Genomic DNA, 24,613 nt, shown 5'->3' with positions numbered 1-24,613 from the left:
TTTGTCCCCGCAAAGCTGGCGTACGTTCGGCGCGGATGGCAAGTGGTTGAATTGAAAAGAAATTTGCCTCGATCAGAGGCAGCCTGGTGAGAAAGTGTCTATGAAAGCAGGTCTGTACCAACCAGATGAATTCAAGGATAACTGCGGTTTCGGCCTGATAGCCCATATGCAGGGCGAGCCCAGTCATACCCTTTTGCAAACGGCCATCGAGGCCCTGACCTGCATGACCCACCGCGGTGGGATTAATGCCGACGGCAAGACCGGTGACGGTTGCGGTCTGCTGATTCAAAAGCCGGACGTGTTCCTGCGAGCCATCGCCCAGGAAACCTTCGGCGTCGAAATGCCCAGGCAATATGCGGTGGGCATGGTCTTCTTCAACCAGGACCCGGTCAAAGCCGAAGCCGCTCGCGAAAACATGAACCGCGAGATCCTGGCCGCCGGTCTGCAACTGGTCGGCTGGCGCAAAGTGCCGATCGACACCAGCGTCCTCGGCCGCCTGGCCCTTGAGCGCCTGCCGCAGATCGAGCAGGTGTTCATCGGCGGTGAAGGCCTGAGCGATCAGGACATGGCCGTCAAGCTGTTCACCTCCCGTCGTCGCTCGTCCGTGGCCAACGCCGCCGACGTCGATCACTACGTCTGCAGCTTTTCCCACAAAACCATCATTTACAAAGGCCTGATGATGCCGGCGGACTTGACCGCCTTCTATCCGGACCTGAGCGATGAGCGCCTGCAAACGTCGATTTGCGTGTTCCACCAGCGCTTCTCCACCAACACCCTGCCGAAATGGCCGCTGGCTCAACCGTTCCGCTTCCTGGCGCACAACGGCGAGATCAACACCATCACCGGCAACCGCAACTGGGCCGTGGCCCGTCGCACCAAGTTCACCAACGACCTGATGGACCTGGAAGAGCTCGGCCCGCTGGTCAACCGCGTGGGTTCCGACTCATCGAGCATGGACAACATGCTGGAGCTGATGGTCACCGGTGGCATCGACCTGTTCCGTGGCGTGCGGATGATCATTCCGCCTGCGTGGCAGAACGTCGAGACCATGGACCCGGATCTGCGTGCGTTCTACGAATACAACTCGATGCACATGGAACCGTGGGACGGCCCGGCCGGCGTGGTAATGACCGACGGTCGCTACGCGGTGTGCCTGCTCGACCGTAACGGCCTGCGTCCGGCGCGTTGGGTCACCACCAAGAACGGCTTCATCACCCTGGCCTCGGAAATCGGTGTCTGGAACTACCAGCCTGAAGACGTGATCGCCAAAGGCCGCGTTGGCCCGGGCCAGATCTTTGCCGTGGACACCGAAACCGGCCAGATCCTCGACACCGACGCCATCGACAACCGCTTGAAGTCCCGTCATCCGTACAAGCAATGGCTGCGCAAGAATGCCCTGCGAATCCAGGCGACCATGGAAGACAACGACCACGGTTCGGCGTTCTACGACGTCGATCAGCTCAAGCAATACATGAAGATGTACCAGGTCACGTTCGAAGAGCGCGACCAGGTGCTGCGTCCGCTCGGCGAACAGGGTTACGAAGCCGTGGGTTCGATGGGCGACGATACGCCGATGGCCGTGCTGTCCCAGCGCGTGCGCACGCCGTACGACTATTTCCGCCAGCAGTTCGCGCAGGTCACCAACCCGCCGATCGACCCGCTGCGTGAAGCCATCGTCATGTCGCTGGAGATCTGCCTCGGTGCCGAGCGCAACATCTTCCAGGAATCGCCGGAACACGCTTCGCGCGTGATCCTCAGCTCGCCGGTCATTTCCCCGGCCAAGTGGCGCTCGCTGATGAACCTCGATCGCCCGGGTTTCGAGCGCGCGATCATCGACCTCAACTACGACGAGAGCATCGGCCTGGAAGCGGCGATCCGCAACGTTGCCGATCAGGCTGAAGAAGCCGTGCGCTCGGGCCGTACCCAGGTCGTTCTGAGTGACCGTCACATTGCTCCGGGCAAATTGCCGATCCACGCTTCGCTTGCTACCGGCGCGGTGCACCATCGCCTGACCGAAAAAGGCCTGCGTTGCGACTCCAACATCCTGGTGGAAACCGCGACCGCTCGCGATCCGCACCACTTCGCCGTGTTGATCGGTTTCGGCGCCTCTGCCGTCTATCCGTTCCTGGCCTATGAAGTGCTGGGCGACCTGATCCGTACCGGTGAAGTGCTGGGCGACCTCTACGAGGTGTTCAAGAACTACCGTAAAGGCATCACAAAGGGCTTGCTCAAGATCCTGTCGAAGATGGGCATCTCGACCATTACTTCGTACCGCGGTGCGCAGTTGTTCGAGGCCATCGGCCTGTCCGAGGAAGTCTGCAACCTGAGCTTCCGTGGCGTGCCGAGCCGTATCAAGGGTGCGCGTTTCGTCGACATCGAAGCCGAGCAGAAAGCCCTGGCCACCGAAGCCTGGAGCCCGCGCAAGCCGATCCAGCAAGGCGGCCTGCTGAAGTTCGTCCACGGTGGCGAATATCACGCGTACAACCCGGACGTGGTCAACACCCTGCAAGCCGCCGTGCAGCAGGGTGACTACAGCAAGTTCAAGGAATACACGTCGCTGGTGGATAACCGCCCGGTGTCGATGATCCGCGACCTGCTGAAAGTCAAAACCCTGGACACGCCGCTGGACATCAGCGAGATCGAACCGCTGGAATCGGTGCTCAAGCGCTTCGACTCCGCCGGTATCTCCCTGGGCGCCCTGTCGCCGGAAGCTCACGAAGCCCTGGCCGAAGCCATGAACCGCCTCGGTGCGCGTTCCAACTCCGGCGAAGGCGGTGAAGACCCGGCGCGCTACGGCACCATCAAGAGCTCGAAAATCAAGCAGGTTGCCACCGGCCGTTTCGGTGTAACCCCGGAATACCTGGTCAACGCTGAAGTGCTGCAGATCAAGGTCGCCCAAGGCGCCAAGCCGGGCGAGGGTGGTCAACTGCCGGGCGGCAAGGTCAACGGTCTGATTGCCAAGCTGCGTTATGCAGTGCCGGGCGTGACCCTGATTTCGCCACCGCCGCACCATGACATCTACTCGATTGAAGACTTGTCGCAGCTGATTTTCGACCTGAAACAAGTCAACCCGAAGGCACTGGTCTCGGTGAAGCTGGTAGCGGAAGCGGGCGTCGGCACCATCGCCGCCGGTGTGGCCAAGGCCTATGCGGACTTGATCACCATCTCCGGCTATGACGGCGGTACCGGTGCATCGCCGCTGACCTCGATCAAGTACGCGGGCGCTCCGTGGGAACTCGGCCTGGCCGAAACCCACCAGACCCTGCGCGGCAACGACCTTCGCGGCAAAGTCCGGGTACAGACCGACGGCGGTCTGAAAACCGGCCTCGACGTGATCAAGGCAGCCATCCTCGGCGCTGAAAGCTTCGGCTTCGGCACCGCGCCAATGATCGCCCTGGGCTGCAAATACTTGCGCATCTGCCACCTGAACAACTGCGCCACCGGTGTTGCGACCCAGAACGAGAAGCTGCGCAAGGATCACTACATCGGTACCGTCGACATGGTGGTGAATTTCTTCACCTATGTCGCCGAAGAAACCCGTGAGTGGCTGGCCAAGCTGGGCGTGCGCTCCCTCGAAGAGCTGATCGGGCGTACCGATCTGCTGGAAGTCCTCGAAGGCCAGACCGCCAAGCAGCATCACCTGGACCTGACCCCGTTGCTGGGCAGCGATCACGTGCCGGCGGACAAGCCGCAGTTCTGTGGTGTGGAGCGCAACCCGCCATTCGACAAGGGCCTGCTGGCCGAGAAAATGGTCGACTTGGCCACCTCGGCGATCAACGACCTGAGCGGCGCCGAGTTCGCCCTGGATATCTGCAACTGCGACCGTTCCATCGGCGCGCGGATCTCCGGTGAAATCGCGCGCAAGCACGGCAACCAGGGCATGGCCAACGCGCCGATCACCTTCCGCTTCAAAGGCACGGCCGGGCAGAGCTTCGGCGTATGGAACGCCGGCGGCCTGAACATGTACCTGGAAGGCGATGCCAACGACTACGTTGGCAAGGGCATGACCGGCGGCAAGCTGGTCATCGTCCCGCCGAAGGGCAGTGTCTACCGCACCCAGGACAGTGCCATCATCGGCAACACCTGCCTGTACGGCGCCACCGGCGGCAAGCTGTTCGCCGCCGGCACCGCGGGCGAGCGTTTCGCCGTGCGTAACTCCGGTGCCCACACCGTCGTGGAAGGCACTGGCGATCACTGCTGCGAGTACATGACCGGTGGTTTCGTCTGCGTATTGGGCAAGACCGGTTACAACTTCGGCTCTGGCATGACCGGCGGTTTCGCCTATGTGCTCGACCAGGACAACACTTTCGTTGACCGGGTCAACCACGAACTGGTGGAAATCCAGCGGATCAGCGGCGAGGCGATGGAAGCCTACCGTAGCCACCTGCAACGCGTGCTGAACGAGTACGTCGAGGAAACCGACAGCGAGTGGGGTCGTGAACTCGCCGAGAACCTCGATGATTACGTGCGCCGTTTCTGGCTGGTCAAGCCCAAGGCTGCCAACCTGAAATCGTTGCTTTCCAGCACCCGTGCCAACCCGCAGTGATATGCGCCTGAAGAGTTTGATGAGGTTTTAAAATGGCTGAACGTCTGAATAATGACTTCCAGTTCATCGAGGTCGGGCGCAAGGATCCGAAGAAGAAACTGTTGCGTCAACGCAAGAAAGAGTTCGTGGAAATCTACGAACCCTTCAAACCCCAGCAGTCGGCCGACCAGGCCCACCGCTGCCTGGGTTGCGGTAACCCGTATTGCGAATGGAAGTGCCCGGTGCACAACTTCATTCCCAACTGGCTGAAGCTGGTGGCCGAGGGCAACATCCTCCAGGCCGCCGAGCTGTCGCACCAGACCAACACCCTGCCGGAAGTCTGCGGCCGGGTGTGCCCGCAGGACCGTCTGTGCGAGGGTGCCTGCACCCTCAACGACGGCTTCGGCGCGGTGACCATCGGTTCGGTGGAGAAGTACATCACCGACACCGCGTTCGCCATGGGCTGGCGCCCGGACATGTCCAAGGTCAAGCCGACCGGCAAGCGTGTCGCGATCATCGGTGCAGGTCCCGCGGGCCTGGGCTGTGCCGACGTGCTGGTGCGCGGCGGCGTGACCCCGGTGGTGTTCGACAAGAACCCGGAAATCGGCGGTCTGCTGACCTTCGGCATCCCGGAGTTCAAGCTGGAAAAGACCGTGCTGAGCAATCGTCGCGAAGTCTTCACCGGCATGGGCATCGAGTTCCGCCTCAACACCGAGGTGGGCAAGGACGTGACCATGGAGCAACTGCTCGAAGAATACGATGCGGTATTCATGGGCATGGGCACCTACACCTACATGAAGGGCGGTTTCGCCGGTGAAGACCTGCCGGGCGTGTACGACGCGCTGGACTTCCTGATCGCCAACGTCAACCGCAACCTGGGCTTTGAAAAGTCGCCGGAAGATTTCGTCGACATGAAAGGCAAGAAGGTCGTGGTACTGGGCGGCGGCGACACTGCGATGGACTGCAACCGTACGTCGATCCGCCAGGGCGCCAAGTCGGTGACCTGCGCCTATCGTCGTGACGAAGCGAACATGCCGGGCTCGCGCAAAGAGGTGAAGAACGCCAAGGAAGAAGGTGTGAAATTCCTCTACAACCGCCAGCCGATCGCCATTGTCGGTGAAGACAAGGTCGAAGGCGTGAAGGTGGTCGAGACCCGTCTCGGCGAGCCGGATGCCCGTGGCCGTCGCAGCCCCGAGCCGATCCCGGGTTCTGAAGAGATCATCCCGGCCGACGCCGTGGTCATTGCTTTCGGTTTCCGTCCTAGTCCGGCGCCGTGGTTCGAACAGTTCGAAATCCAGACCGACAGCCAGGGCCGCGTGGTGGCGCCGGAACAAGGTCAGTACAAGCACCAGACCAGCAACCCGAAAATCTTCGCCGGTGGCGACATGGTGCGCGGTTCCGACCTGGTGGTGACGGCGATCTTCGAAGGCCGTAATGCGGCGGAAGGGATCCTGGATTACCTGGGCGTCTAAGCATCCGATCCAGACTTGAAATGCAGTAAAAGTGTGGGAGCGGGCTTGCTCGCGAAGAGGGAGTGTCAGTCGACAGTTTTGTTGCCTGACAAACCGCATTCGCGAGCAAGCCCGCTCCCACAGTTGTTTCGCGGTGTTGCTAAACTCTGTATTTCATTGCGACAAATTGACCCGATAGACAAAAGCCTCCGCTCTTGCCGTGCCTTTTGCGTCCGGCTCTGAGAAAATACCCTCACTTTTTTTCCGGATGCCGACATGACTGCCCTGAAGAACGACCGTTTCCTGCGCGCCCTGCTCAAGCAACCCGTAGACGTCACCCCCGTGTGGATGATGCGTCAGGCCGGTCGCTACCTGCCTGAATACCGCGCCAGCCGCGCCAAGGCCGGCGATTTCATGAGCCTGTGCATGAACCCGGCGTTCGCTTGCGAAGTCACGATGCAGCCGCTCGACCGCTATCCGCAGCTGGATGCGGCGATCCTCTTCTCCGACATCCTGACCATCCCCGATGCCATGGGTCAGGGCCTGTACTTCGAAACCGGCGAAGGTCCGCGCTTCAAGAAAGTCGTCAGCACCCTGGCCGACATCGAAGCCCTGCCGATTCCTGATCCGCAAAAAGACCTGGGCTATGTGATGGATGCGGTCAGCACCATCCGCCGCGAACTGAACGGCCGTGTGCCGCTGATCGGTTTCTCCGGCAGCCCGTGGACCCTGGCCACCTACATGGTCGAAGGCGGCTCGTCGAAAGATTACCGCAAGACCAAAACCATGCTCTACGACAACCCGCAAGCCTTGCACCTGCTGCTGGACAAGCTCGCGCAGACCGTTACCAGCTACCTCAACGGCCAGATCATGGCCGGTGCCCAAGCGGTGCAGATCTTCGACAGCTGGGGTGGCAGCCTGTCGGCTGCGGCGTACCAGGAGTTCTCCCTGGCCTACATGAAGAAAATCGTCAGCGGTTTGATCCGCGAGCATGAGGGGCGCAAGGTGCCGGTGATCCTGTTCACCAAGAGCGGCGGCCTGTGGCTGGAAAGCATCGCCGATGCTGGCGCCGACGCACTGGGCCTGGACTGGACTTGCGACATCGGCAACGCCCGCGCCCGTGTCGGTGACAAAGTAGCGCTGCAAGGCAACATGGACCCGACCGTGCTGTACGCAAAACCGGAAGCCATCCGCGCGGAAGTCGGCCGCATCCTGGCCAGCTATGGCAAAGGCAGTGGTCACGTGTTCAACCTGGGTCACGGCATCACGCCGGAAGTCGATCCGGAACACGCGGGCGCCTTCCTGCGTGCGGTGCATGAGCTGTCGGCGCAGTATCACGAGTGATCGTGATCTGACAAAACCCTCCGCTTTTCTGTGGGAGCGAGCTCGCTCCCACAGTTACATGTGGATAGCAGGAAAAAGTGGCTTCAAGCTTTTACACCGCCTAATGGCGGCAACTTCGCCAGCTTCAGCGCGATCAGCAGCGCAATCACCAGCAGCGCACCGATGAACAGCCCGATCCCGTTCCAGCCACCCAGATGCCAGAACACGCCACCCGCCGTACCGGCAATGCTCGACCCTGCGTAGTAGCTGAACAGATACAGCGACGACGCCTGGCCCTTGGCCTTGGTGGCTCGGCGGCCGATCCAGCTGCTGGCCACCGAGTGGGCACCGAAGAAGCCGAAGGTGAACACCAGCATGCCGATGATCACCAGCGACAGCGGTGTGAACATCGTCAAGGCCAGGCCGGCGATCATCAGTGCAATGGTGCTCCAGAGCATTTTGCGTCGACCGAGCTTGTCGGCCAGGGCACCGATTTTTGCCGAGCTGTAGATACCTGACAGGTACACCACCGAGAGCATACCGACGAACGCCTGTTCCATATGATACGGCTCGGCCAGCAGGCGATAGCCGATGTAGTTGAACAGCGTGACGAACGCCCCCATCAGCACAAAGGCCTCGAGGAACAGCAGCGGCAGGCCGGCGTCGCGAAAGTGCATGGTGAAGCCGTCGAGCAGGCTGCGCGGGTGCAGCGAGCGGGAGCGGAAGTTGCGCGATTCGGGGAGGATTTTCCAGAACACCGCCGCCGCAATCAGGGCCAGGCCGCCAATCACCAGCATTGCCGTGTGCCAACTGACGAAGTCGATCAGTACCCCGGTGATCAAGCGCCCGCTCATCCCGCCAATCGCGTTGCCACCGATGTACAGCCCCATCGCCAGGCCGATGTGCTGCGGATGGATCTCTTCGCTCAGGTAGGTCATGGCGACCGCCGCCAGCCCGCTCAATGACAGGCCTACCAGCGCCCGCATCGCCAGCACCGCGTGCCAGCTCGGCAGCATCGCGCTGGCAAGGGTGCACAGGGCCGCGGCGAACAGTGCGGCGACCATCACCGGTTTGCGCCCGACGCGGTCAGAGATCGGCCCCGTGATCAGCAAGCCGAAAGCGAGCATGCCGGTGGCGACAGAGAGGATCAGGCTGCTTTGCGCCGCGTTGATGGAATATTCGTGAGACAGCAGCGGCATCATCGGTTGCACGCAGTACAGCAGGGCGAAGGTCGCAAAGCCGCCGCAGAACAGCGCCAGCACCGTGCGCATGAACGCCGGCGTGCCTTTTTCGATGTAGATCTCCGCCAGCTCAACGGCGATATCGTCCTTTGCAGCGGGAGCAACTTCATGGGCGAGTGGAGCGACAGCAGTTTTCACGGGGGACCTCGGAGGACGCAGCCGGTCAGGCAATGAAAAAAGCATATAGCTGGCTAATGATTCAATCCAATATATTGTTCGACCTGTTTGATAGCTTTTACGACCTAATGGGGTTTTCATGGAATTGCGTCATCTGCGCTACTTCATCGCCGTCGCCGAAGAACTGCACTTCGGCCGCGCCGCACAGGTGCTGGGCATCTCCCAGCCGCCGCTGAGCCAGCAAATTCAGGCACTGGAGCAGGAAGTCGGCGCGCGGCTGTTCGAGCGTACCAATCGTCGGGTCGAGCTGAGCGAGGCTGGTCGGCTGTTTCTGCAAGAGGCGCGGCTGGTGCTGGCGCAGGTCGACAAAGCGGCAGATGTCGCACGACGGGCGCAACTGGGTGAGTTGGGTGAGCTGAAAATCGGCTTCACCTCGTCGGCCCCTTTCAACTCGACCATTCCCCAGGCAATTTTCTCTTTCCGCCAGCGCTTCCCGGCGGTGCACCTGAACCTGCGGGAAATGAGCAGCACCCAGGTGGCCGATGCGCTGGTGGATGAGTCGATCGAGGTCGGGATCATGCGCCCGCTCGGGTTGCCGGATTGCCTCAGTGTGGTCGAATTGATGCGTGAGCCGCTGGTCGCGGTGCTCAGCTCCAAGCACCCGTTGGTCGAGGGCAGCGAGGAGGGCTTGTTTCTGTCGGCCCTGGCGCTTGAGCCTTTTGTGTTTTTTCCGCGCAGCTACGGCAGTGGTCTGTATGCGCAGTTGCTCAGCCTGGCCCGGGACGCCGGCTTCAGCCCGCATTTTGCCCAAGAGGCCGGAGAGGCGATGACCATCATCGGCCTGGTGGCGGCGGGGCTCGGTGTGTCGGTGTTGCCAGCGTCTTATCAGCGGATGCGTATTGATGGTGTGGTCTATCGGCCTTTGTTGGATCCGGCGGCGGTGTCGGCGGTTTGGCTGGTGCAGCGCAAGGATCAGAAGTCAGCGATGGCCAAAGCGTTTGTTGAGCTGCTGACCAGGAAGGTTGAGCCACTGAAGCCGTGACGGCTGCGCCGTCCATTCGCGAGCAAGCCCGCTCCCACAGGGTTCAGCGCAGTGAACGCAATCTTGGTGGCGCCGGGAAACCCTGTGGGAGCGGGCTTGCCCGCGAAGGCGTCCGCAAGAACACCAACAGTATCCCAAGCCAGCAGGAAGCTTTACCGCCGGCCGTGGGACATTTCCGAAATCCCTCGGACAGGCTACAGCGCCTTGCGGCGTTGCCTACAACTACTCCAGAATCCGCCGGCTTGTGCGCTTTGGGGGCCATCGGTAGCTTGATTCGTGTCACTGATGGTCAGTGATCGGGTTTAGCAGCCCGTAGTTTCGTGACGCGTATTAGCGCTCCTGAAAGGCAGGTATTTCCATACCTGCTCTTGACGGCCGCTGTGCGCAGGGCGCCTTCGGGTGCGCCGGTTCACGTAACCCGGTCTGCTAACCTGCGTACAGCTGCCACCCTTATGATCAGCAACGATTCGGTGTGGCCGCCCATTTTCAGGACGCTGAATCATGACCAGTACAATCTTCCTCATCGCCCCCGACATCGACAACCACACCCTGCTGGAATACGCCTGCGTGTCGCTGGCCTCGGCAAACGTCATGGCGAGTGACTTCGCCAGAGACCTGAAGGGATCGCAGGGCCACACCCTGCTGGGCATTCAGCAGTCGATCATGCTGGGGGAAATGGCGGTGAATCGGGTACTGGATAACCTTGATCCGCCCTGAAAGCTACATCGCCCGTCAAAAAGATCGCAGCCTTCGGCAGCTCCTACAGGTTCCTTGTAGGAGCTGCCGAAGGCTGCGATCTTTTGACGTTGATTACGACCAGCGCTTGAAAATCAGCGAAGTATTCACCCCGCCAAACGCAAAATTATTGTTCATCACGTACTGATTACTCATCTGCCGAAACTCGCCGCGCAGGTAGTCGAGCTTGCCGCAGTGCGGGTCGACTTCGTCGAGGTTGAAGGTGTGGGCGTAGAGGTCGCGGTTCATCATTTCGATGCTGAACCAGGATTCCAGTGCACCACAGGCGCCGAGTGTGTGGCCGAGGAAGCTTTTCTGAGAGCTGATCGGCATGTGTTCGCCGAACAGGCTGCTGGTGGCCAGGGTTTCGGCGATGTCGCCCTGTTCGGTGGCGGTGCCGTGGCCGTTGACGTAGCCGATGTCCGAAGGTTTCAGCCCGGCGTCTTCCAGGGCCAGTTCCATGGCCCGGCGCATGGTGATCTGTTCAGGACGGGTGGTGTGCTGGCCGTCGGCGTTGCTGCCGAAACCGACGATCTCGGCATGGATGCGCGCGCCACGGGCCAGGGCGTGTTCCAGTTCTTCAAGCACCAGCATGCCGCCGCCTTCGCCGATCACCAGGCCGTCGCGTGCGGTGTCGTAAGGGCGTGGGCTGCGTTGTGGGGTGTCGTTTTTCAGGCTGGTGGCGTAGAGCGCATCGAAGACCATGGCTTCAGTCGGGCACAGCTCCTCGGCGCCGCCTGCGAGCATCAGCGGCAGGCGCCCGAACTTGATGGCCTCGTAGGCATAGCCGATGCCCTGGCTGCCGCTGGTGCAGGCGCTGGAGGTGGGAATCAGGCGACCGGTGAGGCCGAAGAAGATGCTGATGTTCGCCGCGGTGGTGTGCGGCATCATGCGCACGTAGGAATTGGCGTTCAGGCCCTCGGCCACCGAGTTGAGCAGCATGTTGCCGAACGCCTTGATCTCGTCGGTGCTGCCGGTCGAGGAACCGCAGGCGACGCCCATGCGCCCGTCCTTGATCGATTCGTCGCCCAACAGGCCGGCGTCGGCCAACGCTTGCTCGGCGGCGCCCACGGCAAGCCGTGAAACCCGCCCCATGCTGCGCAGTTGCTTGCGGGTCCAGTGGCTCGGCACCTTGAAGTCATCGATAGGGCCCGCCAGGCGCGTGTTGAGTTCGGTAAAGCGATCCCACTCGTCCATCCGGCGGATGCCGCTGCGGTTGGCCGCGAAGTTGCCGGCGATGGTGTCCCAGTCGCTGCCCAGTGAGGTGATGCCGGCCATGCCGGTGACGACGACGCGCTTCATCAGCACAGGCCTCCGTTGACGGCCAGAACCTGCCGGGTGATGTACGAGGCTTCCGCCGACATCAGGAAATTCACCGCGCCGGCCACCTCTTCAGGGGTGCCCATGCGTTGTGCGGGGATCATTTTCATCAGTTCTTCCACCGGCACGTTTTCGTCGAGCATGGCCGTGTCGATCAGGCCGGGGGCGACACAGTTAACGGTGATTTTGCGCTTGCCCAGCTCGATCGCCAATGCCTTGGCCGCGCCGATCAACCCGGCCTTGGAGGCGCTGTAGTTGACCTGGCCACGGTTGCCGATCAGTCCCGATACCGAGGTGATGCAGACAATCCGCCCGGCGGCGCGACGACGGATCATCGGCATCATCACCGGGTGCAGCACGTTGTAGAAACCGTCGAGGTTGGTGCGCATCACCACATCCCAATCGTCCTCGCTCAGGGCTGGAAAGGCTCCGTCGCGGGTCAGGCCGGCATTGAGCACCACACCGTAATAGGCACCGTGGGTTTCCACGTCGACTTCGAGAACTTCCTTGCAACGCGCGCGGTCGGCCACATCGAACTGCAGGATGCGCGCACGACGGCCCAAGGCCTCGACTTCGGCCTTGACGGCTTCGGCGTCGGCCAGGCCGCTGCGGCAATGCAACACGATGTCGTGCCCGGCCTGGGCCAGGCGCAAGGCGATGGCGCGGCCGATGCCACGGCTGGAGCCGGTGACCAGTACGGATTCAGTCATCACTGGACTCCTTCGGGTTCATGGAGATATTGAGCGGCCTGGGGTGGGCGGAACACGTTCAGACGAGCGGTGACGTGTATGCCGGGGGCGTTGATGTGGCATTCGAACACGCCCATGCCGTTTTCGTCTTCCAGGGAGCGAATCCCGTGGATGGTCAACTCTGTGCCGGCCGGAAAACTTTCAACGTTGCATTCGAATTTACGGCTGCCGAGCAGGAAGCCCAACTCCACTTCATCACCGCGCTGGCGCGCATGGCAACCGGCGAAGGCGGCGACACTTTGCGCCATCAGTTCGATGCCGACCCACGCCGGCAGGCTGCCGTCGGGGAGATTGAACAGGCCTTCGGGCTTGACGGTCAGGCGCGTGTGAATCTGCTCTTCATCGAACGCCAGGATCTGATCGATAAGGATCATGTCGCCAGCGTGGGGCAGCAGTTCGGCGAGCGGCCAGTCAATCATGGGGCGTCTCCGATTATCAGGCTGACGTTGTTGCCACCGAAGGCAAAGGAATTGCTCATCAGGTAGCGGGGTGCAATGGACGTCAGGCGAGTGGCCGGGGTCACCCATTGCAGCGGCGGCAGTTCGGGATCGGGTTGTCCGTCCCAGACGTGGGGCGGCAGGGCATGCCCGCGATTGTCCGGGCTCAGGCTCAACCAGCAGAACGCCGCTTCCAGCGCCCCGGCGGCGCCGAGAGTGTGGCCGGTCATGGGTTTACTCGACGAACAGGGTACGCCGGCCGGGAACAGCGTTGCCACGGCCAGGCTTTCCATGGCGTCGTTGTGCTGGGTGGCGGTGCCGTGCAGGTTCAGATAAGCGATCTGCTCCGGTTGCAGGTTGGCGCGGCCCAAGGCTTTGCGCATCGCTTGCAGGGCGCCACGACCGCCCGGCTCGGGGGCGGATATGTGATGCGCATCGGAGCTGGCGCCGCTGCCGAGCAAGGCAATCGCTTGGCTGTCGCCTGCACGCCTGGTCATCAGGAACAGCACCGCGGCTTCGCCAATGTTGATGCCATTGCGGTTCACCGAAAACGGATTGCAGCGTTGTTCCGAGACCGCTTCGAGCGCCGTGAAACCGTTGAGGGTCAGCTTGCACAAGGTGTCGACACCGCCACACAGCACCGCGTCGCAAATGCCCAGGTCCAACAGACGCTGGGCGCTCATCAAGGCTCGGGCGCTGGAGGTGCAAGCCGTGGAAATGACATAGGCCGGCCCGCTCAATTGCAGCCATTCGGCGAGGAAGTTTGCCGGCGCCCCGAGCTCCTGTTGCTGGTAGTCGTACTCGGGCGGGAACTGCTTTTCGCGCAGGTACTGCGCCAGGCCCTGGCTGGCCTCGTCGATACCCGAGGTACTGGTGCCGAGCACGACACCGATGCGGTCGCGGCCGTAAGTCTGGATGGCGCTGTCGATGTCTGGGCGGATTTGCAGCGTGGCTTCCAGCAACAGCTGATTGTTGCGACTGTGATGACGCGACATGTCGGCTGGAAGGGTTGCCAGTTTGCCCTGGACCGCACCGACCGGCAGCGTGCGTTGCGGCACCCAGCCGGCTTGCTCGCGCATGCCGCCGCAGTCGCCGGCAAACAGGTGGCGGGCAACTTCCTGCTTGTCGCGGCCCAGCGCGCAGACCAATCCGAGGGCATTGAGGTAAGCCGTCATGGTGTCTCACCGCTCAGGGGCGTGACTTGATAGGTCGCACCGTTCGCAATCATCAATTCAAAATTCTGCGGTTGTGTGTAGCGGACGTCCCAGCGCTCGGGCAGGGACCGTTGTCTGCCGTGCTGCCAGGCGCCGGGATAGTTGGCCACCAATTCATCTTGCGGCGTCAGCGCAAACAGCAGCGCCGCGAACAGCTCCCGGGCTTGCGGGTTGGGTGGCAACAGGCCGTCGGCGTGCCAGGTTTTATCGTTCAATAGCTGGCGGGCCTGGGGAATGCCCAGCAGGTCCATCATCGACCAGCGAATGCCCGTTTCTTCGTGCTGGATCACCAGCACCCAGTCCAGGCGGTCGTCGGGCTTCAATAGCTGGATATGCAATTGCAGCGGCAACGGCAGATCGGGATTTTGCTCGGGCAATGGCGCCCGGCTGGTGCAGGCGCTCAGAAGCAGTGCCACGGCAAGTAGCAGAAATCGCAACACACCGACTACCCCTGTGGGAGCGGGCTTGCTCGCGAAGGCGGCAGTACATCCGGCATATCCGCTGGCTGACCCACCGCTTTCGCGAGCAAGTCGAATCGTCGCACCGCCGCTCCCACAGGTTTGGTGTTTCAAGCGGTTGGCAATGAACATCACACAGTTCCTTCAAAAGGTTTGCGCGCCACCACATTGACCAGGGTTTCTTCCCGTTGGCCAAAGGGTTTTGGCTTGCACACGCCCAAGTGTTCGAGCAGGCCGAAATCCTTGGCGCGACTCCACCACAGGTACGGATAAGACACGTTTTGCGCGGTAAATTCGAAACCCTGTTGTCGGATCATTTGCAGATACTGCGCCGCACTTTTCTGCACGTGCATCGGGTGGCGGAACAACCAGCGGATCACCCAGGTATCAATGTAAGCCTCGGTGGATTCGGCGAACAGCAGATAACCGCCGGGTTTGAGCACACGGTAGAACTCGGCCAGTGCCTGTTCCTGCTCCACCAGATGATGGAAGGTCTGGTGACAGAACAGCAGGTCGATACTGGCGTCCGGCAGATTCAGGCTGGCGCAGTCGCCGCCGATCAACTCAACTTCCATGCCCTGGCGGGCCGCTTCTGCGCGGCTCTGGTCCAGACTCTGGGGATCAGCATCGACACCAATCAGACGACCGGGTGAAAAGGCCTGGCGCAGCAGCGGGAATGACTTGCCCTGGCCGCAACCGGCATCCAGCAGTACCGGGCTAACCGGTAGCGCTTCGCTGAACAGGTTGCGCAAATCGTTGACCGCCAACCGCAGCACATAGTGTTGCCAGATCCGGCTGCGCAGGAACCACAAACCGAAACGGGTTTCTTCGACGTAGTTGTCGCTCAAGTGGTTCATGACGCATCCCTTGCACAGAACTCCGATATCACCTTCAACCGGCGCCGGGCTTCGCTGACGAACGGGTTGCGTGGATCCCAGGCATACCCTGCAAGGATGGAGCTGATCATTCCGCGAATTTCCGGCGAACTGCTCTCATGGAAAATCACATCATGGAATGTCCCGGCGTACCAGCCTTCGACGTAGCAACGGAACGTGTCGACGCCGCGCTTGAGCGGTTCGGCGAACTCGGTTTGCCAGTCGACGGCTTCGCCTTGCAGCTGACGGTGCAATACCCCGGCCGCCATGCTCGCCGAACGCATGGCGATAGTCACCCCGGAGGAAAACACCGGGTCGAGGAATTCCGCCGCATTGCCCAGCAGCGCGAAACCCGGACCGTGCAGGGTTTTGACGTTGGCCGAGTAACCGCCAATGGTTCGCGCCTCGGAGTCCCACTGCGCATTTTGCAACACGGCGGCCAAGCTAGGCGTCTCGGCGATAAAGCCGCGCAGGCACTGGTCCAGATTGTCGCAGCGGCCTGAGAAACGCTCTTGTGCGGCGACCACTCCAACCGAGCAGCGCCCGTTGCTGAACGGGATGGTCCAGAACCATACGTCGCGCAAGGTCGGATGAGTGGTCACGAGGATCTTGCTGCGGTCGAAGGCCGGGTGGTCGATACGGTCTTCGACGTGCGTGAACACGGCCTGGCGCACCGGGAAGTTCGACGGTGCCTCGAGATCGAGCAAGCGCGGCAGCACTCGGCCGTAGCCACTGGCATCGAGCAGGAAACCGGCCTCGACACAGTATTCGCTACCGTCCTCGCGACGCACGCCGAGCTGTGGTTTTTCCGGGGCATTGTTGACGCTGACGATGGTTTCGCCATAGCGGATCTCCACGCCTTGCAGCGTGGCCTGATCGGCCAGCAGCTTGTCGAAGTCGGCGCGCTGGACCTGAAAGGTCGTCGATTTGCCGTCGCTGAATGTCTCGCCGAAATCGAACGCGCTGTAACGTTCGCCCCAGGCAAAGGCGGCGCCGGTTTTCACCTGGAAGCCGGCTGCGTTGACGGCGTCGAGCATGCCCGCTTCTTCGACGAAATCCAGGCAATGGGCCAACAGGCTTTCACCGATGGAAAAACGTGGAAAATGCTGACGCTCGATCACCAGCACATCGTACCCCTTGCGCTTGAGCAACGCGGCGGCGATGGCACCCGAAGGACCGGCACCGATGACCACGACCTGGCGGCATTCCATTTCAACGGTTGGCATGAGGGCTCCTTGCCGGGACAGCGTTTTTCAGGGGGATTCGGTGCATACCGGTCAGGGCTGGCAGCAGTGTAGCGATCAGGCCCATCAGCATCAGGGCAAAGTACAGCGGCGGGCTGATGAGTTGCTGTTGCAGCAACAGGTTGAGAAAGACGATCTCGCTCAAGCCGCGGATGTTCAGCAGCACACTTTCCCGCCAGCGGCTGGCGCCCTGGAACGAGGCCCCGGCCCAGCCGAGGCCGAGCCAGTTGCCCAGCAGTTTGCTCAGCATCGGCAACAGCAGCAGGGCGGCCAGTTGCACCCAGCCGAGGCTGTCCATCGCGCTGTGCACGTTGATCTGCACGATGCCGAACGTGAGGATCAACGGGATGGCGATGTACGTCTGCAAACGGCTCATCCAGATGGCCGGCAACGGCAGCACCAGGGGCGCTTTCAACGCGGCCATGATCAACACATAGCCGATGCCGAAAATCAGCGCATTGAGCTTGAAGTGTTCGGCGACAACCAGCAGGGCGAAAAAACACAGGCTGTAGAGCCACGTCTGGCGCAAGCCAAGTAGCCGCAGCAGCACCGGCAGGCAAGCGCCGGCCAGGGGCAGCAACAGGCTGCTCAGGTGCAGGCTGCCCTGGGCGATGCCGAACAGTGTCCAGCAGGCGAGATCGATGAGGATCGCGGTTTGCACCAGACGCCGGGTGGCGGCGGGTGGGTAATCGATGTGCCGCAGGTACAGGTACAACACCGGGATCGCGGTGATGGCGAACAACAGGCCGACGGCCAGCGAGCTGATCCACGGTTGCGCCGGCAACAACCAGACCGCCGTGGCCAGGCCGCAGGCAAATGGAATGCAAAAGCTGGGCAGGGCGATTTTCAGGCTTTGGCGATCCAGTTGCAGGTCGATCACATCGCTGAGGATGTAGCCCAGCAACAGGGCAAAGCTCAGGCTGTAGAGGTTCTTCAGCCAGCCCGGCGACACCAGCAGCGCGCCGCTCAATTGCCATTGGGGCTCGATCCAGAAATACATCAACAGCGGCAAGCCGAGGCTCGCCAGCAACAACTGGCTGACGATGGGAATCAGGCCGAAATGCCGGCCGACACGGGTCGCCACCGCGAACAACACCAGCGCCATCGCCCAGAACAGAACGACCATCATGTTGCCCGCTCCACGGCCGTGGACTCATGCACCTGTCGACCGGCCCAAGGTGCCAGCAGGAAGCTGAAGATCAGGCCCAGGCTCACCGACAATCCGAAGTTGCTCACCGCCGGGGTGCTCGACACCGCCAGCAGACCGAACGACAACCAGGTGGTCAATGCCGCCAGCAGGGTGCCCAACAGGCTCACGGCCGCGCCGCCGACCTGCTCGCGCATCAGGATCGCGTAATCGACGCTGATCGCCGTCACCAGCAGCAGGCCAAACAGGCTGAACAGGGTCAGCGGCTGCCCCAGCCAGCCGAGGCTGGCCAGGCTGCACAATGCCGCCAGCAGAGGCAGGGACACGATTCGCAACGCACCGCCGAGGCCGAACGGCAAGATCAGCACCAGCACGATCAACACGCAGGAGGCGAGTTTCAATTTCGCGGCGCTGATTTGGGTGGCCGCGAAGACGTTGTTCAGTTCACCCAGTCGATCCACCAGCGTCACGCCGGGTAAGTCCTCGCCCTGGAGCCGCAGCAGGGCCGGGTTGTTGATGCCTTGCAGGCTGACCATCGCCGCCACGCCGTCATCGGTCGGCCCCAGCCACAGGGGCCGGTAGGGTTCTGCCAACGGGCCGTTGAGCGCTGCGTCGATGTCTACGGTCGGCAGTGCCTGTAGCTTCGTCAACTCGGCTTGCAGCGCCTCGGCCGGTACGCCGATGTCGAGCAAGGGTTGCCAGAACGAAGGCAGTTTGTTCAGCGCTTCGCGCACCTGTTGCTGTTCGTTCGGCGGGCTGACCAGTTGATTGAGCGACAGATAACCCTGGAGTTTTTCCAGGCCAATCAATTGATCCAGCCGCTCTCTCAGGGCGGTCTGGCGTTCGAGCAGTTGCTGCTGATTGGCGGCGCGTATCAGGAAGAACTGGCTGGTGGGTTGATAGCCGGTGATCCGCGCAATGGTTTGGGCTGCCTCGGTCAACTGTGGCGGCGCGCTGATCCACTGGCGGATGTCGTTTTTGCTGCCCAGTTGCAACAGCCCGCCCACGCAAAAGGCGATCAGCAGCGCCAGCAGGACTGGCGTTTTCACCTGATTGAGCAGCGCTTCACGACAGCCCAGCAAAAGCTCGCAAACGCGCAATGGCCATTGCGCCGGGCGCAGGTCTACGCCCTTGAGCAATGCTGGCAGCAGGCACACGGCGGACAGATAGGCACCGAGCAAACCGGCGGCAGAGAACGCGGCAATCTGGGTCAGCGCCGGGAAGGGTGTCCAGGCCAGGGCCAGGTAGCCGATACCGCTGGTGATCAGGCTCAGGGTCAAGCCAGGCAAGGTCAGGCGCAGGGCAGGCCAGCTGTGCCAGGGTTTCAGGCTCCAGCTTTTGGACAGGTAGTGCAGCGGGTAGTCGACCGCCACACCGATCAGGCTCGAACCCAGCACCAGGGTCATCACGTGCATATGGCCGAACAACGCAACGCATGCCACCGCGCCGAAGAGCATGCCCACCAGCACCGGCACGAACGCCAGCAACACGCGCCAGCGCCGGAAGGCCAACAGCAGCAACAACAAAATGCCGACGGTGGCACCGCCGCCGACCCAGGTCATTTCCCGGGCGGCCTGTTGTTGCCCGCTGGCTGCATACAACAGGCCGCTGGCGGCGAGCAGTTGTACGTCGCGCCGGGCGGCTTCTTCGCGGCTGTGCTCGAGCAGGTCGGCCACTTGCAGCGGCAGGTTCATGTCGAAGGCGTTGCCGGTGGTGCGCGCGCGCAGCAGCACCCAGCTCTTGCCATCGGCATCGGCGACCAGGGCGCCGCTGCCGATGTCCAGTTGCACCGAACCGCGTTGCGGCTGGCTGTTCTGGATGCGCCCGGTCAGACCCAGCCAATCGTCCTGGCTCGGCACCAGGCTGTAACCGTTGAAAGGGTCGAACAACGCCTGCACCCGTTGCTGGATAAAGGTGTCGGGGTGCTCGATCAGCAGTCGTCGATCCGCCGCCTGGAGCATCGCCAGGCGACCTTGCAGCAATTGCGTGCGCAACGCCGGCAAGTCGGCTTGCAGGGTCCACTGGACCTTTTCGAACAAGCCGCTGGCCTGCCACTGCTCGCCGAGGGTTTGCGCCATGGCGACGGCCTGCTGGCGATCGGCGTGGCCGACCAGCACCAGCATTTCGCGATTCAGCGGTTCCTGCATGCGTTGTTCGGCGCGCAGTTCCAGGGCATCGGGCGCCGTGCCGGGCACCAGGTCCATCAGGTTGGCCGACAGCGGCGGGGCGTCACGCCATTGCCAACCGGCGAGCGCCAGTACTGCCAGCAGCAGGATCAGGAACAGCCGTGGCAACCACCGTTCACTCGGCAAAGTCATGTTGCTCCGCGTCGCTCAACGGTTGGGCGCTGGTGCTGTCCTGCATGCGCAACAACGTACTGTCGCCCTGGGTCTCGAGCAGTTCGATGCTGTGCACCAGTTCTGCACCGGTAATGTTGATCTGGTTGAACACCTGCTTGAGCAGCATCGAGCGCGGCAGCAGCGTGAGCTTCCAGTTCTGCGCGTCGCCGCTCAGGGACAGCTCGAAATCCCGTTGCAGGCCACTGCTGTCGCCTTGCAGCACGGCGAGGAACAAACGGTTCTGCTCGGCACCGGCGCTTTTGCCCGGCAGCATTTGCCAGACAATGCCGTCACGCCGGGCAATGCCTTTGGCGGTGATGCGATAGTCCTGCTGCAACGGTGTTTTGAGCAGCCACAACAAGCCGTGGTTTTTCGCCAGGACGAACGTGCCCTTGCTGGTCAGCGGCTGGGGCAGGGCGCGCAGGTGTTTTTCCTGGATGAAGTTGCCGTGGATCACCTCGGGCCTGGCCAGTTGATCGCTGAGTTGTTGCAGGTCGAAGGCGTTGGCCAGCCCTGGAATGCCCAGTAACACACAGAACACTGCAGGAGCGAGCTTGCTCGCGAAAAACCTGAGGGCGCCGCAGACTGTCAGGTGCCCAGTGTCATCGTTAACGACCATCGCGAGCAAGCCCGCTCCCACAGGGGAACGTGGGTGGCAGAAAATCATGGCAGGGCCCTCTCTACCGCATCGGTGAACACCTTCGGCGAGGCCAGTTGCATCTCGCGGCTGGAGAGATCGACGGCGACTTGTACCGACATGGCCCGGGTCAGGCGCTCGCCGGTTTGCAGGTCGCTGATCAGGTAGTTGATCTTCAAGCGGTTCTCCCACTCCACCAGGTTGGCGCGCACATTGAGTGTCTGGCCGAACACCGCGCCGCGCACGTAGCGCAATTGCAGGTCGATCACCGGCCACGCATAGCCGGATTCGTTCATCGCGGTGTAGTTGTGGCCGATCTTGTCCAGCAGCGCACAGCGGGCCACTTCCAGGTATTTGACGTAATGGCCGTGCCAGACCACGTGCATGCTGTCGACGTCAAAGAACGGTACGACGATTTCCGTGTCGGTGTAGAGAAATCCCTTGCTACGCATGCAGCCTCCAGTGTTGTTTGGCGATGCGTTGCAGGCACAGACGCAATTCGGCCTCCAGCGCGCGGTCTTCGATGACCGGTGGGAAGTCCTTGGTCAAGGCTTCATGCATGGCGGCCAAGGCGGGTGGCAGGGGGCGTGCATCTTCGGCCTGGCCACGCAGCCAGACGCCCTGGTTGGCCGCCAGCAGCGTGGCGGCCGCCACCTGTTCGGTGAGTTCCAATACGCGGATCGCATCACGGGCGGCAATGGTGCCCATGCTCACTTTGTCCTGGTTGTGGCATTCGGTGGAGCGCGAGAAGACGCTGGCCGGCATGGTGTTCTTCAGCGCTTCGGCGGTCCAGGCGCTGGTGCCGATCTGCACCGCCTTGAAGCCGTGGTTGAGCATGGCGCGGTCAGCCGTGGCGCCGGACAGGTTGCTCGGCAAGCCATGGTTGTAGCGCTCGTCCACCAGCAGCGCGAGTTGCCGGTCCAGCAGGTCGGCGACGTTGGCCACGAGGTTTTTCAGGCTGTCCATGGCGAAGGCGATGTGCCCGCCGTAGAAGTGCCCACCGTGCAGCACGCGCTCGGCTTCGGCGTCGATGATCGGGTTGTCGTTGGCGCTGTTGAGCTCGATTTCGATGAACGAGCGCAGCCAGTTCAGGCTGTCGGCCAGTACGCCCAGCACATGGGGCGCGCAACGCAGGGAATAGCGGTCTTGCAGGCGATGCAGCGGTGCGGTCGGCGCGTCGATGGCCAGATCCTGGCGTAACCAGGCGGCGACCTGCATCTGCCCCGGGTGTGGCTTGGCCTCGAACAGGCGCTCGTCGAAGTGCTCCGGGTTGCCTTGCAGGGCAACCACGTTCAGCGCGGTGATGCGTGTGGCCAGATGCAGCAGGTAATCGGCGCGGGCGTAGGCCAGGCAGGCCAGACCGGTCATCACCGCGGTGCCGTTCATCAGCGCCAGGGCTTCTTTCGGACGCAATACCAGTGGCTGCCAGCCGAGTTCGCGGTGCACATCGGCAGCCTGCCGGCGCTCGCCGCGGAACATCACCTCGCGTTCACCGGACAGCGTGGCGGCCACGTACGAAAGCGGCGTCAGGTCACCACTGGCACCCACCGAACCTTCTTCTGGAATCAGCGGCAGGATGTCGTGCTCAAGGAACGCTTGCAGGCGCTCCAGCAGCTCCACGCGCACCCCGGAAACACCGTGGCACAGCGACTGCAAACGCGCCGCCAGCACCGCGCGGGTGGCCTGGGCGTCAAGCAGTTTGCCCAGGCCGCAACCGTGGAAGGTGAACAGATGACGGGGCAGCGCCTCGACGTGATGCAGCGGCACCGCGACCACGCAGGAATCGCCGTAACCGGTTGTCACGCCGTAGATCACGCCTTCCTTGTCCAGCAGAGAGTCCAGAAAACGCGCACCCTTGGCGATGCGCTCGCGGTAGGCGGGATCGCTTTGCAACTGCGTAGGCACCTTGCGGTTGGCCAGTGCCAGCACGTCTTCAATGTGCAAAGGGCGTTCGCCGAAGATTACCGGCTCAAGCGTTGGCGTCGTCATCGGTCTTCCAGAAAGGGTAAAAGTTGAACCATTGTTGGGGCGCTTCGAGGCAATAGTGACCCAAGCGTTCGGCGTAGCGGGAGGCCCACTGATGAATGACCTGTTCGCGGTCGCTGCGCTTCCAGGTGATTGCCTCAGCGAAGGGTTCAATGGTCAGTCGATAGTCGCCGTCGGGCTTTTTCAGGCACAGCAGCAGGTTGACCGGGCACTTCAGCAGACCCGCCAGTAGCCACGGGCCCTGGGGGAACCTGGCCGGATGACCGAGGAAGTCCACGGTCGCGCAGCGTCCGCCATGCAACGGCACGCGGTCGCCGGCGATCGCCAGCCACTCGCCGCGCTCCAGGCGCTCGCTCAGTTGTAGCATGATCCCGGGGTCGAGCTCGCTGACCTGGATCAGGCGCAAATTGGTCGCCCCGGCTTCGCCCAGCAAACGGTTGAACTGTTCGGCGTGCTTGGTGTGCACCAGCACGTTCATCGTGACTTTCTCGCCGATCTCCGCCAGTGCGCGGCAGACTTCCAGATTACCCAGGTGTGCGCCCACCAGCAGCTGCCCACGGGCACCGCGCAACTGGTCACGCAGCAGCGCCGGGTCGATGATTTCGATTTGTTCGATGCTCAGCTTGCCGTTCCAGACGTCGAGTTTGTCGAGCATCGAATCGGCGAAGGCCATGAACTGGCCGAACACCCGCCAATGGCTCGGACGCAATTCGTTGCGACCGCTCCAGTCGCTCAGGCGTTGCTGGTATTGCCAGGCACTGTGTCGGGCGCTGCGACCGAACAGGAAGAAGTACAGGACGATGCCGTACAACACTGGGCTCAGTACTCGACGGCCCAGCACTTTGGCGCCGAAGGCGGTGAGCTTCATCAGCCAGAAACTGCCCCGTTCTTCGCGGTCGGCCCAATGCTGCTTGTCTGCGCTCATGCCCGCCACCGTCGCCAGAGGATCACTGGCGCACGCAGCAACATGCCGAAGAACAGCCGGGTATGCATGCTGGAAATCAGGACGTTGTCGTGGAACATCCGAAAATGCGAAACGCCGTCCAGCGGGTAGTGGACTTTGGTTTGCAGCCACTGCATCGGCTGATTGCGCCAGGCCAGGCGCACGAGGATGTCCGAGTCGAAGTCCATGCGTTTGCCGATTTTCGCTGACTCGATCAGCGCAAGGACCGGCGGTAATGGGTAGACCCGGAAACCGCACATGGAGTCGCGAATCTGCAACGACAGGGTGTTGATCCACACCATGACGTGAGTCAGGTAGCGCGCATACAAACGGCCTTTCGGCACGCTGGCGTCATATTGCGGATAACCGCAAATCACCGCCCGAGGGTGGCGGCGTGATTGTTCGATGAAGCGTTGGACGTCCTGCAAATCGTGCTGGCCATCGGCATCCACCTGCAAGGCATGGCTGAAACCCAGGCGCGAAGCTTCGCGCAGGCCGGTCATGACCGCGCCACCCTTGCCCTGGTTTTCGGCCAGGCGGATCAGGTAAACCATTTCACGCTGGGCCAGGCGATCGAGTACCCGGGCGCAGCGCGGGCTGCTGGCATCGTCCACCAGGATGCACGGCAGATGGCTGGCGATCAGGGCATCGACCACCGTGGTGATGGCGCCCTCGTGGTTGTACACCGGGACAATGGCGCAGGGGCTATGCATGTTGGTGTACACCTGAGGGACCGTGGTGTCTGCTTCGCGAGCAAGTCGAATCGTCGCACCGCCGCTCCCACACTGGATTGGTGAACGACACAGCCCCCCTGTGGGAGCGGGCTTGCT

The 24,613-nt window shown here is 62.2% G+C and carries 20 protein-coding genes; 5 read left to right on the top strand and 15 right to left on the bottom strand.

The features are described 5' to 3' along the window. Positions 1-100: 100 nt before the first annotated feature. From gltB to hemE, 3 genes are all read left to right on the top strand, one after another. Positions 101-4,546, top strand: coding sequence for a glutamate synthase large subunit (gene gltB, locus AC07W4_RS04760; protein ID WP_495031694.1), 4,446 nt, complete (start codon positions 101-103; stop codon positions 4,544-4,546). A 32-nt stretch (positions 4,547-4,578) separates the two neighbouring features. Next, positions 4,579-5,997: an FAD-dependent oxidoreductase gene (locus AC07W4_RS04755; RefSeq protein ID WP_007975602.1), complete on the top strand. Its 1,419-nt coding sequence runs from the start codon at positions 4,579-4,581 to the stop codon at positions 5,995-5,997. A 255-nt stretch (positions 5,998-6,252) separates the two neighbouring features. Beyond that, the gene (gene hemE, locus AC07W4_RS04750) at positions 6,253-7,320 is read left to right on the top strand and encodes a uroporphyrinogen decarboxylase (RefSeq protein ID WP_495031693.1); all 1,068 of its coding nucleotides are present in this window, start codon (positions 6,253-6,255) and stop codon (positions 7,318-7,320) included. An 83-nt stretch (positions 7,321-7,403) separates the two neighbouring features. On the opposite strand, the gene AC07W4_RS04745 is transcribed toward hemE, so the two are convergent. Next, positions 7,404-8,678 carry an MFS transporter gene (locus AC07W4_RS04745; protein WP_495031692.1) on the bottom strand — a complete coding sequence of 425 codons (1,275 nt, stop codon included), beginning with the start codon at positions 8,676-8,678 and terminating at the stop codon, positions 7,404-7,406. A gap of 118 nt (positions 8,679-8,796) precedes the next feature. Between AC07W4_RS04745 and AC07W4_RS04740 the strand changes: the two genes are divergently transcribed. Further along, entirely contained in the window at positions 8,797-9,699 is a 903-nt protein-coding gene (locus AC07W4_RS04740) for a LysR family transcriptional regulator (RefSeq protein ID WP_008047890.1), read from the top strand. A gap of 501 nt (positions 9,700-10,200) precedes the next feature. Next, positions 10,201-10,416 carry a DUF6124 family protein gene (locus AC07W4_RS04735; protein ID WP_008047892.1) on the top strand — a complete coding sequence of 72 codons (216 nt, stop codon included), beginning with the start codon at positions 10,201-10,203 and terminating at the stop codon, positions 10,414-10,416. Between the two features lie 93 nt (positions 10,417-10,509). Here the strand turns inward: AC07W4_RS04735 and AC07W4_RS04730 are convergent, their stop codons facing one another. Genes AC07W4_RS04730 through AC07W4_RS04665 form a run of 14 tightly spaced genes read right to left on the bottom strand, consistent with a single transcriptional unit; the run spans position 10,510 to position 24,496 of the window. Beyond that, positions 10,510-11,736 carry a beta-ketoacyl-ACP synthase gene (locus AC07W4_RS04730; RefSeq protein WP_008047894.1) on the bottom strand — a complete coding sequence of 409 codons (1,227 nt, stop codon included), beginning with the start codon at positions 11,734-11,736 and terminating at the stop codon, positions 10,510-10,512. Next, complete coding sequence (fabG, locus tag AC07W4_RS04725) at positions 11,736-12,464, bottom strand: 3-oxoacyl-ACP reductase FabG (RefSeq protein ID WP_495031691.1); 729 nt, start codon at positions 12,462-12,464, stop codon at positions 11,736-11,738. The genes AC07W4_RS04730 and fabG overlap by 1 nt, the downstream gene beginning before the upstream one ends. Beyond that, positions 12,464-12,922 carry a hotdog family protein gene (locus AC07W4_RS04720; RefSeq protein ID WP_495031690.1) on the bottom strand — a complete coding sequence of 153 codons (459 nt, stop codon included), beginning with the start codon at positions 12,920-12,922 and terminating at the stop codon, positions 12,464-12,466. Before AC07W4_RS04720 ends, fabG begins: the two co-directional genes overlap by 1 nt. Next, the gene (locus AC07W4_RS04715) at positions 12,919-14,115 is read right to left on the bottom strand and encodes a beta-ketoacyl-[acyl-carrier-protein] synthase family protein (RefSeq protein WP_495031689.1); all 1,197 of its coding nucleotides are present in this window, start codon (positions 14,113-14,115) and stop codon (positions 12,919-12,921) included. Before AC07W4_RS04715 ends, AC07W4_RS04720 begins: the two co-directional genes overlap by 4 nt. Then, entirely contained in the window at positions 14,112-14,744 is a 633-nt protein-coding gene (locus AC07W4_RS04710) for a hypothetical protein (RefSeq protein WP_495031688.1), read from the bottom strand. Before AC07W4_RS04710 ends, AC07W4_RS04715 begins: the two co-directional genes overlap by 4 nt. After that, positions 14,744-15,469, bottom strand: a complete 726-nt coding sequence (locus AC07W4_RS04705) for a class I SAM-dependent methyltransferase (RefSeq protein ID WP_495031687.1) — start codon at positions 15,467-15,469, stop codon at positions 14,744-14,746. The genes AC07W4_RS04710 and AC07W4_RS04705 overlap by 1 nt, the downstream gene beginning before the upstream one ends. Then, positions 15,466-16,713, bottom strand: coding sequence for an NAD(P)/FAD-dependent oxidoreductase (locus tag AC07W4_RS04700; RefSeq protein ID WP_495031686.1), 1,248 nt, complete (start codon positions 16,711-16,713; stop codon positions 15,466-15,468). The genes AC07W4_RS04705 and AC07W4_RS04700 overlap by 4 nt, the downstream gene beginning before the upstream one ends. Further along, entirely contained in the window at positions 16,700-17,860 is a 1,161-nt protein-coding gene (locus tag AC07W4_RS04695; RefSeq protein WP_495031685.1) for a sodium:proton antiporter, read from the bottom strand. Before AC07W4_RS04695 ends, AC07W4_RS04700 begins: the two co-directional genes overlap by 14 nt. Next, positions 17,857-20,196 (bottom strand): MMPL family transporter, encoded by a 2,340-nt coding sequence (locus tag AC07W4_RS04690; protein WP_495031684.1) that lies wholly within the window; start codon positions 20,194-20,196, stop codon positions 17,857-17,859. Before AC07W4_RS04690 ends, AC07W4_RS04695 begins: the two co-directional genes overlap by 4 nt. Next, positions 20,180-20,884 (bottom strand): outer membrane lipoprotein carrier protein LolA, encoded by a 705-nt coding sequence (locus AC07W4_RS04685; RefSeq protein ID WP_495031683.1) that lies wholly within the window; start codon positions 20,882-20,884, stop codon positions 20,180-20,182. The genes AC07W4_RS04690 and AC07W4_RS04685 overlap by 17 nt, the downstream gene beginning before the upstream one ends. Further along, a complete protein-coding gene (locus AC07W4_RS04680) occupies positions 20,881-21,306 on the bottom strand; it encodes an acyl-CoA thioesterase (RefSeq protein WP_008047917.1) in 426 nt (141 codons plus the stop codon). Before AC07W4_RS04680 ends, AC07W4_RS04685 begins: the two co-directional genes overlap by 4 nt. After that, entirely contained in the window at positions 21,299-22,843 is a 1,545-nt protein-coding gene (locus AC07W4_RS04675) for an HAL/PAL/TAL family ammonia-lyase (RefSeq protein WP_495031682.1), read from the bottom strand. The genes AC07W4_RS04680 and AC07W4_RS04675 overlap by 8 nt, the downstream gene beginning before the upstream one ends. Then, a complete protein-coding gene (locus AC07W4_RS04670; RefSeq protein ID WP_495031681.1) occupies positions 22,824-23,765 on the bottom strand; it encodes a lysophospholipid acyltransferase family protein in 942 nt (313 codons plus the stop codon). Before AC07W4_RS04670 ends, AC07W4_RS04675 begins: the two co-directional genes overlap by 20 nt. Continuing rightward, positions 23,762-24,496: a glycosyltransferase family 2 protein gene (locus tag AC07W4_RS04665; RefSeq protein WP_495031680.1), complete on the bottom strand. Its 735-nt coding sequence runs from the start codon at positions 24,494-24,496 to the stop codon at positions 23,762-23,764. The genes AC07W4_RS04670 and AC07W4_RS04665 overlap by 4 nt, the downstream gene beginning before the upstream one ends. Positions 24,497-24,613 lie beyond the last annotated feature (117 nt).

The organism is Pseudomonas sp. GW821-FHT02A08, from assembly GCF_059422045.1.
Note: the sequence above shows the minus strand (reverse complement) of the source record. Positions and strands in the feature narration are given on the sequence as shown.

Bases quoted from the DNA above. Each gene is read 5' to 3' on its own strand.
- AC07W4_RS04695 (WP_495031685.1), bottom strand. From the start codon at position 17,860: ATGATGGTCGTTCTGTTCTGGGCGATGGCGCTGGTGTTGTTCGCGGTG.
- AC07W4_RS04700 (WP_495031686.1), bottom strand. From the start codon at position 16,713: ATGCCAACCGTTGAAATGGAATGCCGCCAGGTCGTGGTCATCGGTGCC.
- AC07W4_RS04735 (WP_008047892.1), top strand. From the start codon at position 10,201: ATGACCAGTACAATCTTCCTCATCGCCCCCGACATCGACAACCACACC.
- AC07W4_RS04665 (WP_495031680.1), bottom strand. From the start codon at position 24,496: ATGCATAGCCCCTGCGCCATTGTCCCGGTGTACAACCACGAGGGCGCC.
- AC07W4_RS04755 (WP_007975602.1), top strand. From the start codon at position 4,579: ATGGCTGAACGTCTGAATAATGACTTCCAGTTCATCGAGGTCGGGCGC.
- AC07W4_RS04740 (WP_008047890.1), top strand. From the start codon at position 8,797: ATGGAATTGCGTCATCTGCGCTACTTCATCGCCGTCGCCGAAGAACTG.
- gltB (WP_495031694.1), top strand. From the start codon at position 101: ATGAAAGCAGGTCTGTACCAACCAGATGAATTCAAGGATAACTGCGGT.
- AC07W4_RS04680 (WP_008047917.1), bottom strand. From the start codon at position 21,306: ATGCGTAGCAAGGGATTTCTCTACACCGACACGGAAATCGTCGTACCG.
- AC07W4_RS04670 (WP_495031681.1), bottom strand. From the start codon at position 23,765: ATGAGCGCAGACAAGCAGCATTGGGCCGACCGCGAAGAACGGGGCAGT.
- AC07W4_RS04675 (WP_495031682.1), bottom strand. From the start codon at position 22,843: ATGACGACGCCAACGCTTGAGCCGGTAATCTTCGGCGAACGCCCTTTG.
- AC07W4_RS04715 (WP_495031689.1), bottom strand. From the start codon at position 14,115: ATGACGGCTTACCTCAATGCCCTCGGATTGGTCTGCGCGCTGGGCCGC.
- AC07W4_RS04710 (WP_495031688.1), bottom strand. From the start codon at position 14,744: ATGTTCATTGCCAACCGCTTGAAACACCAAACCTGTGGGAGCGGCGGT.
- fabG (WP_495031691.1), bottom strand. From the start codon at position 12,464: ATGACTGAATCCGTACTGGTCACCGGCTCCAGCCGTGGCATCGGCCGC.
- AC07W4_RS04685 (WP_495031683.1), bottom strand. From the start codon at position 20,884: ATGATTTTCTGCCACCCACGTTCCCCTGTGGGAGCGGGCTTGCTCGCG.
- AC07W4_RS04720 (WP_495031690.1), bottom strand. From the start codon at position 12,922: ATGATTGACTGGCCGCTCGCCGAACTGCTGCCCCACGCTGGCGACATG.
- AC07W4_RS04730 (WP_008047894.1), bottom strand. From the start codon at position 11,736: ATGAAGCGCGTCGTCGTCACCGGCATGGCCGGCATCACCTCACTGGGC.
- hemE (WP_495031693.1), top strand. From the start codon at position 6,253: ATGACTGCCCTGAAGAACGACCGTTTCCTGCGCGCCCTGCTCAAGCAA.
- AC07W4_RS04690 (WP_495031684.1), bottom strand. From the start codon at position 20,196: ATGACTTTGCCGAGTGAACGGTGGTTGCCACGGCTGTTCCTGATCCTG.
- AC07W4_RS04705 (WP_495031687.1), bottom strand. From the start codon at position 15,469: ATGAACCACTTGAGCGACAACTACGTCGAAGAAACCCGTTTCGGTTTG.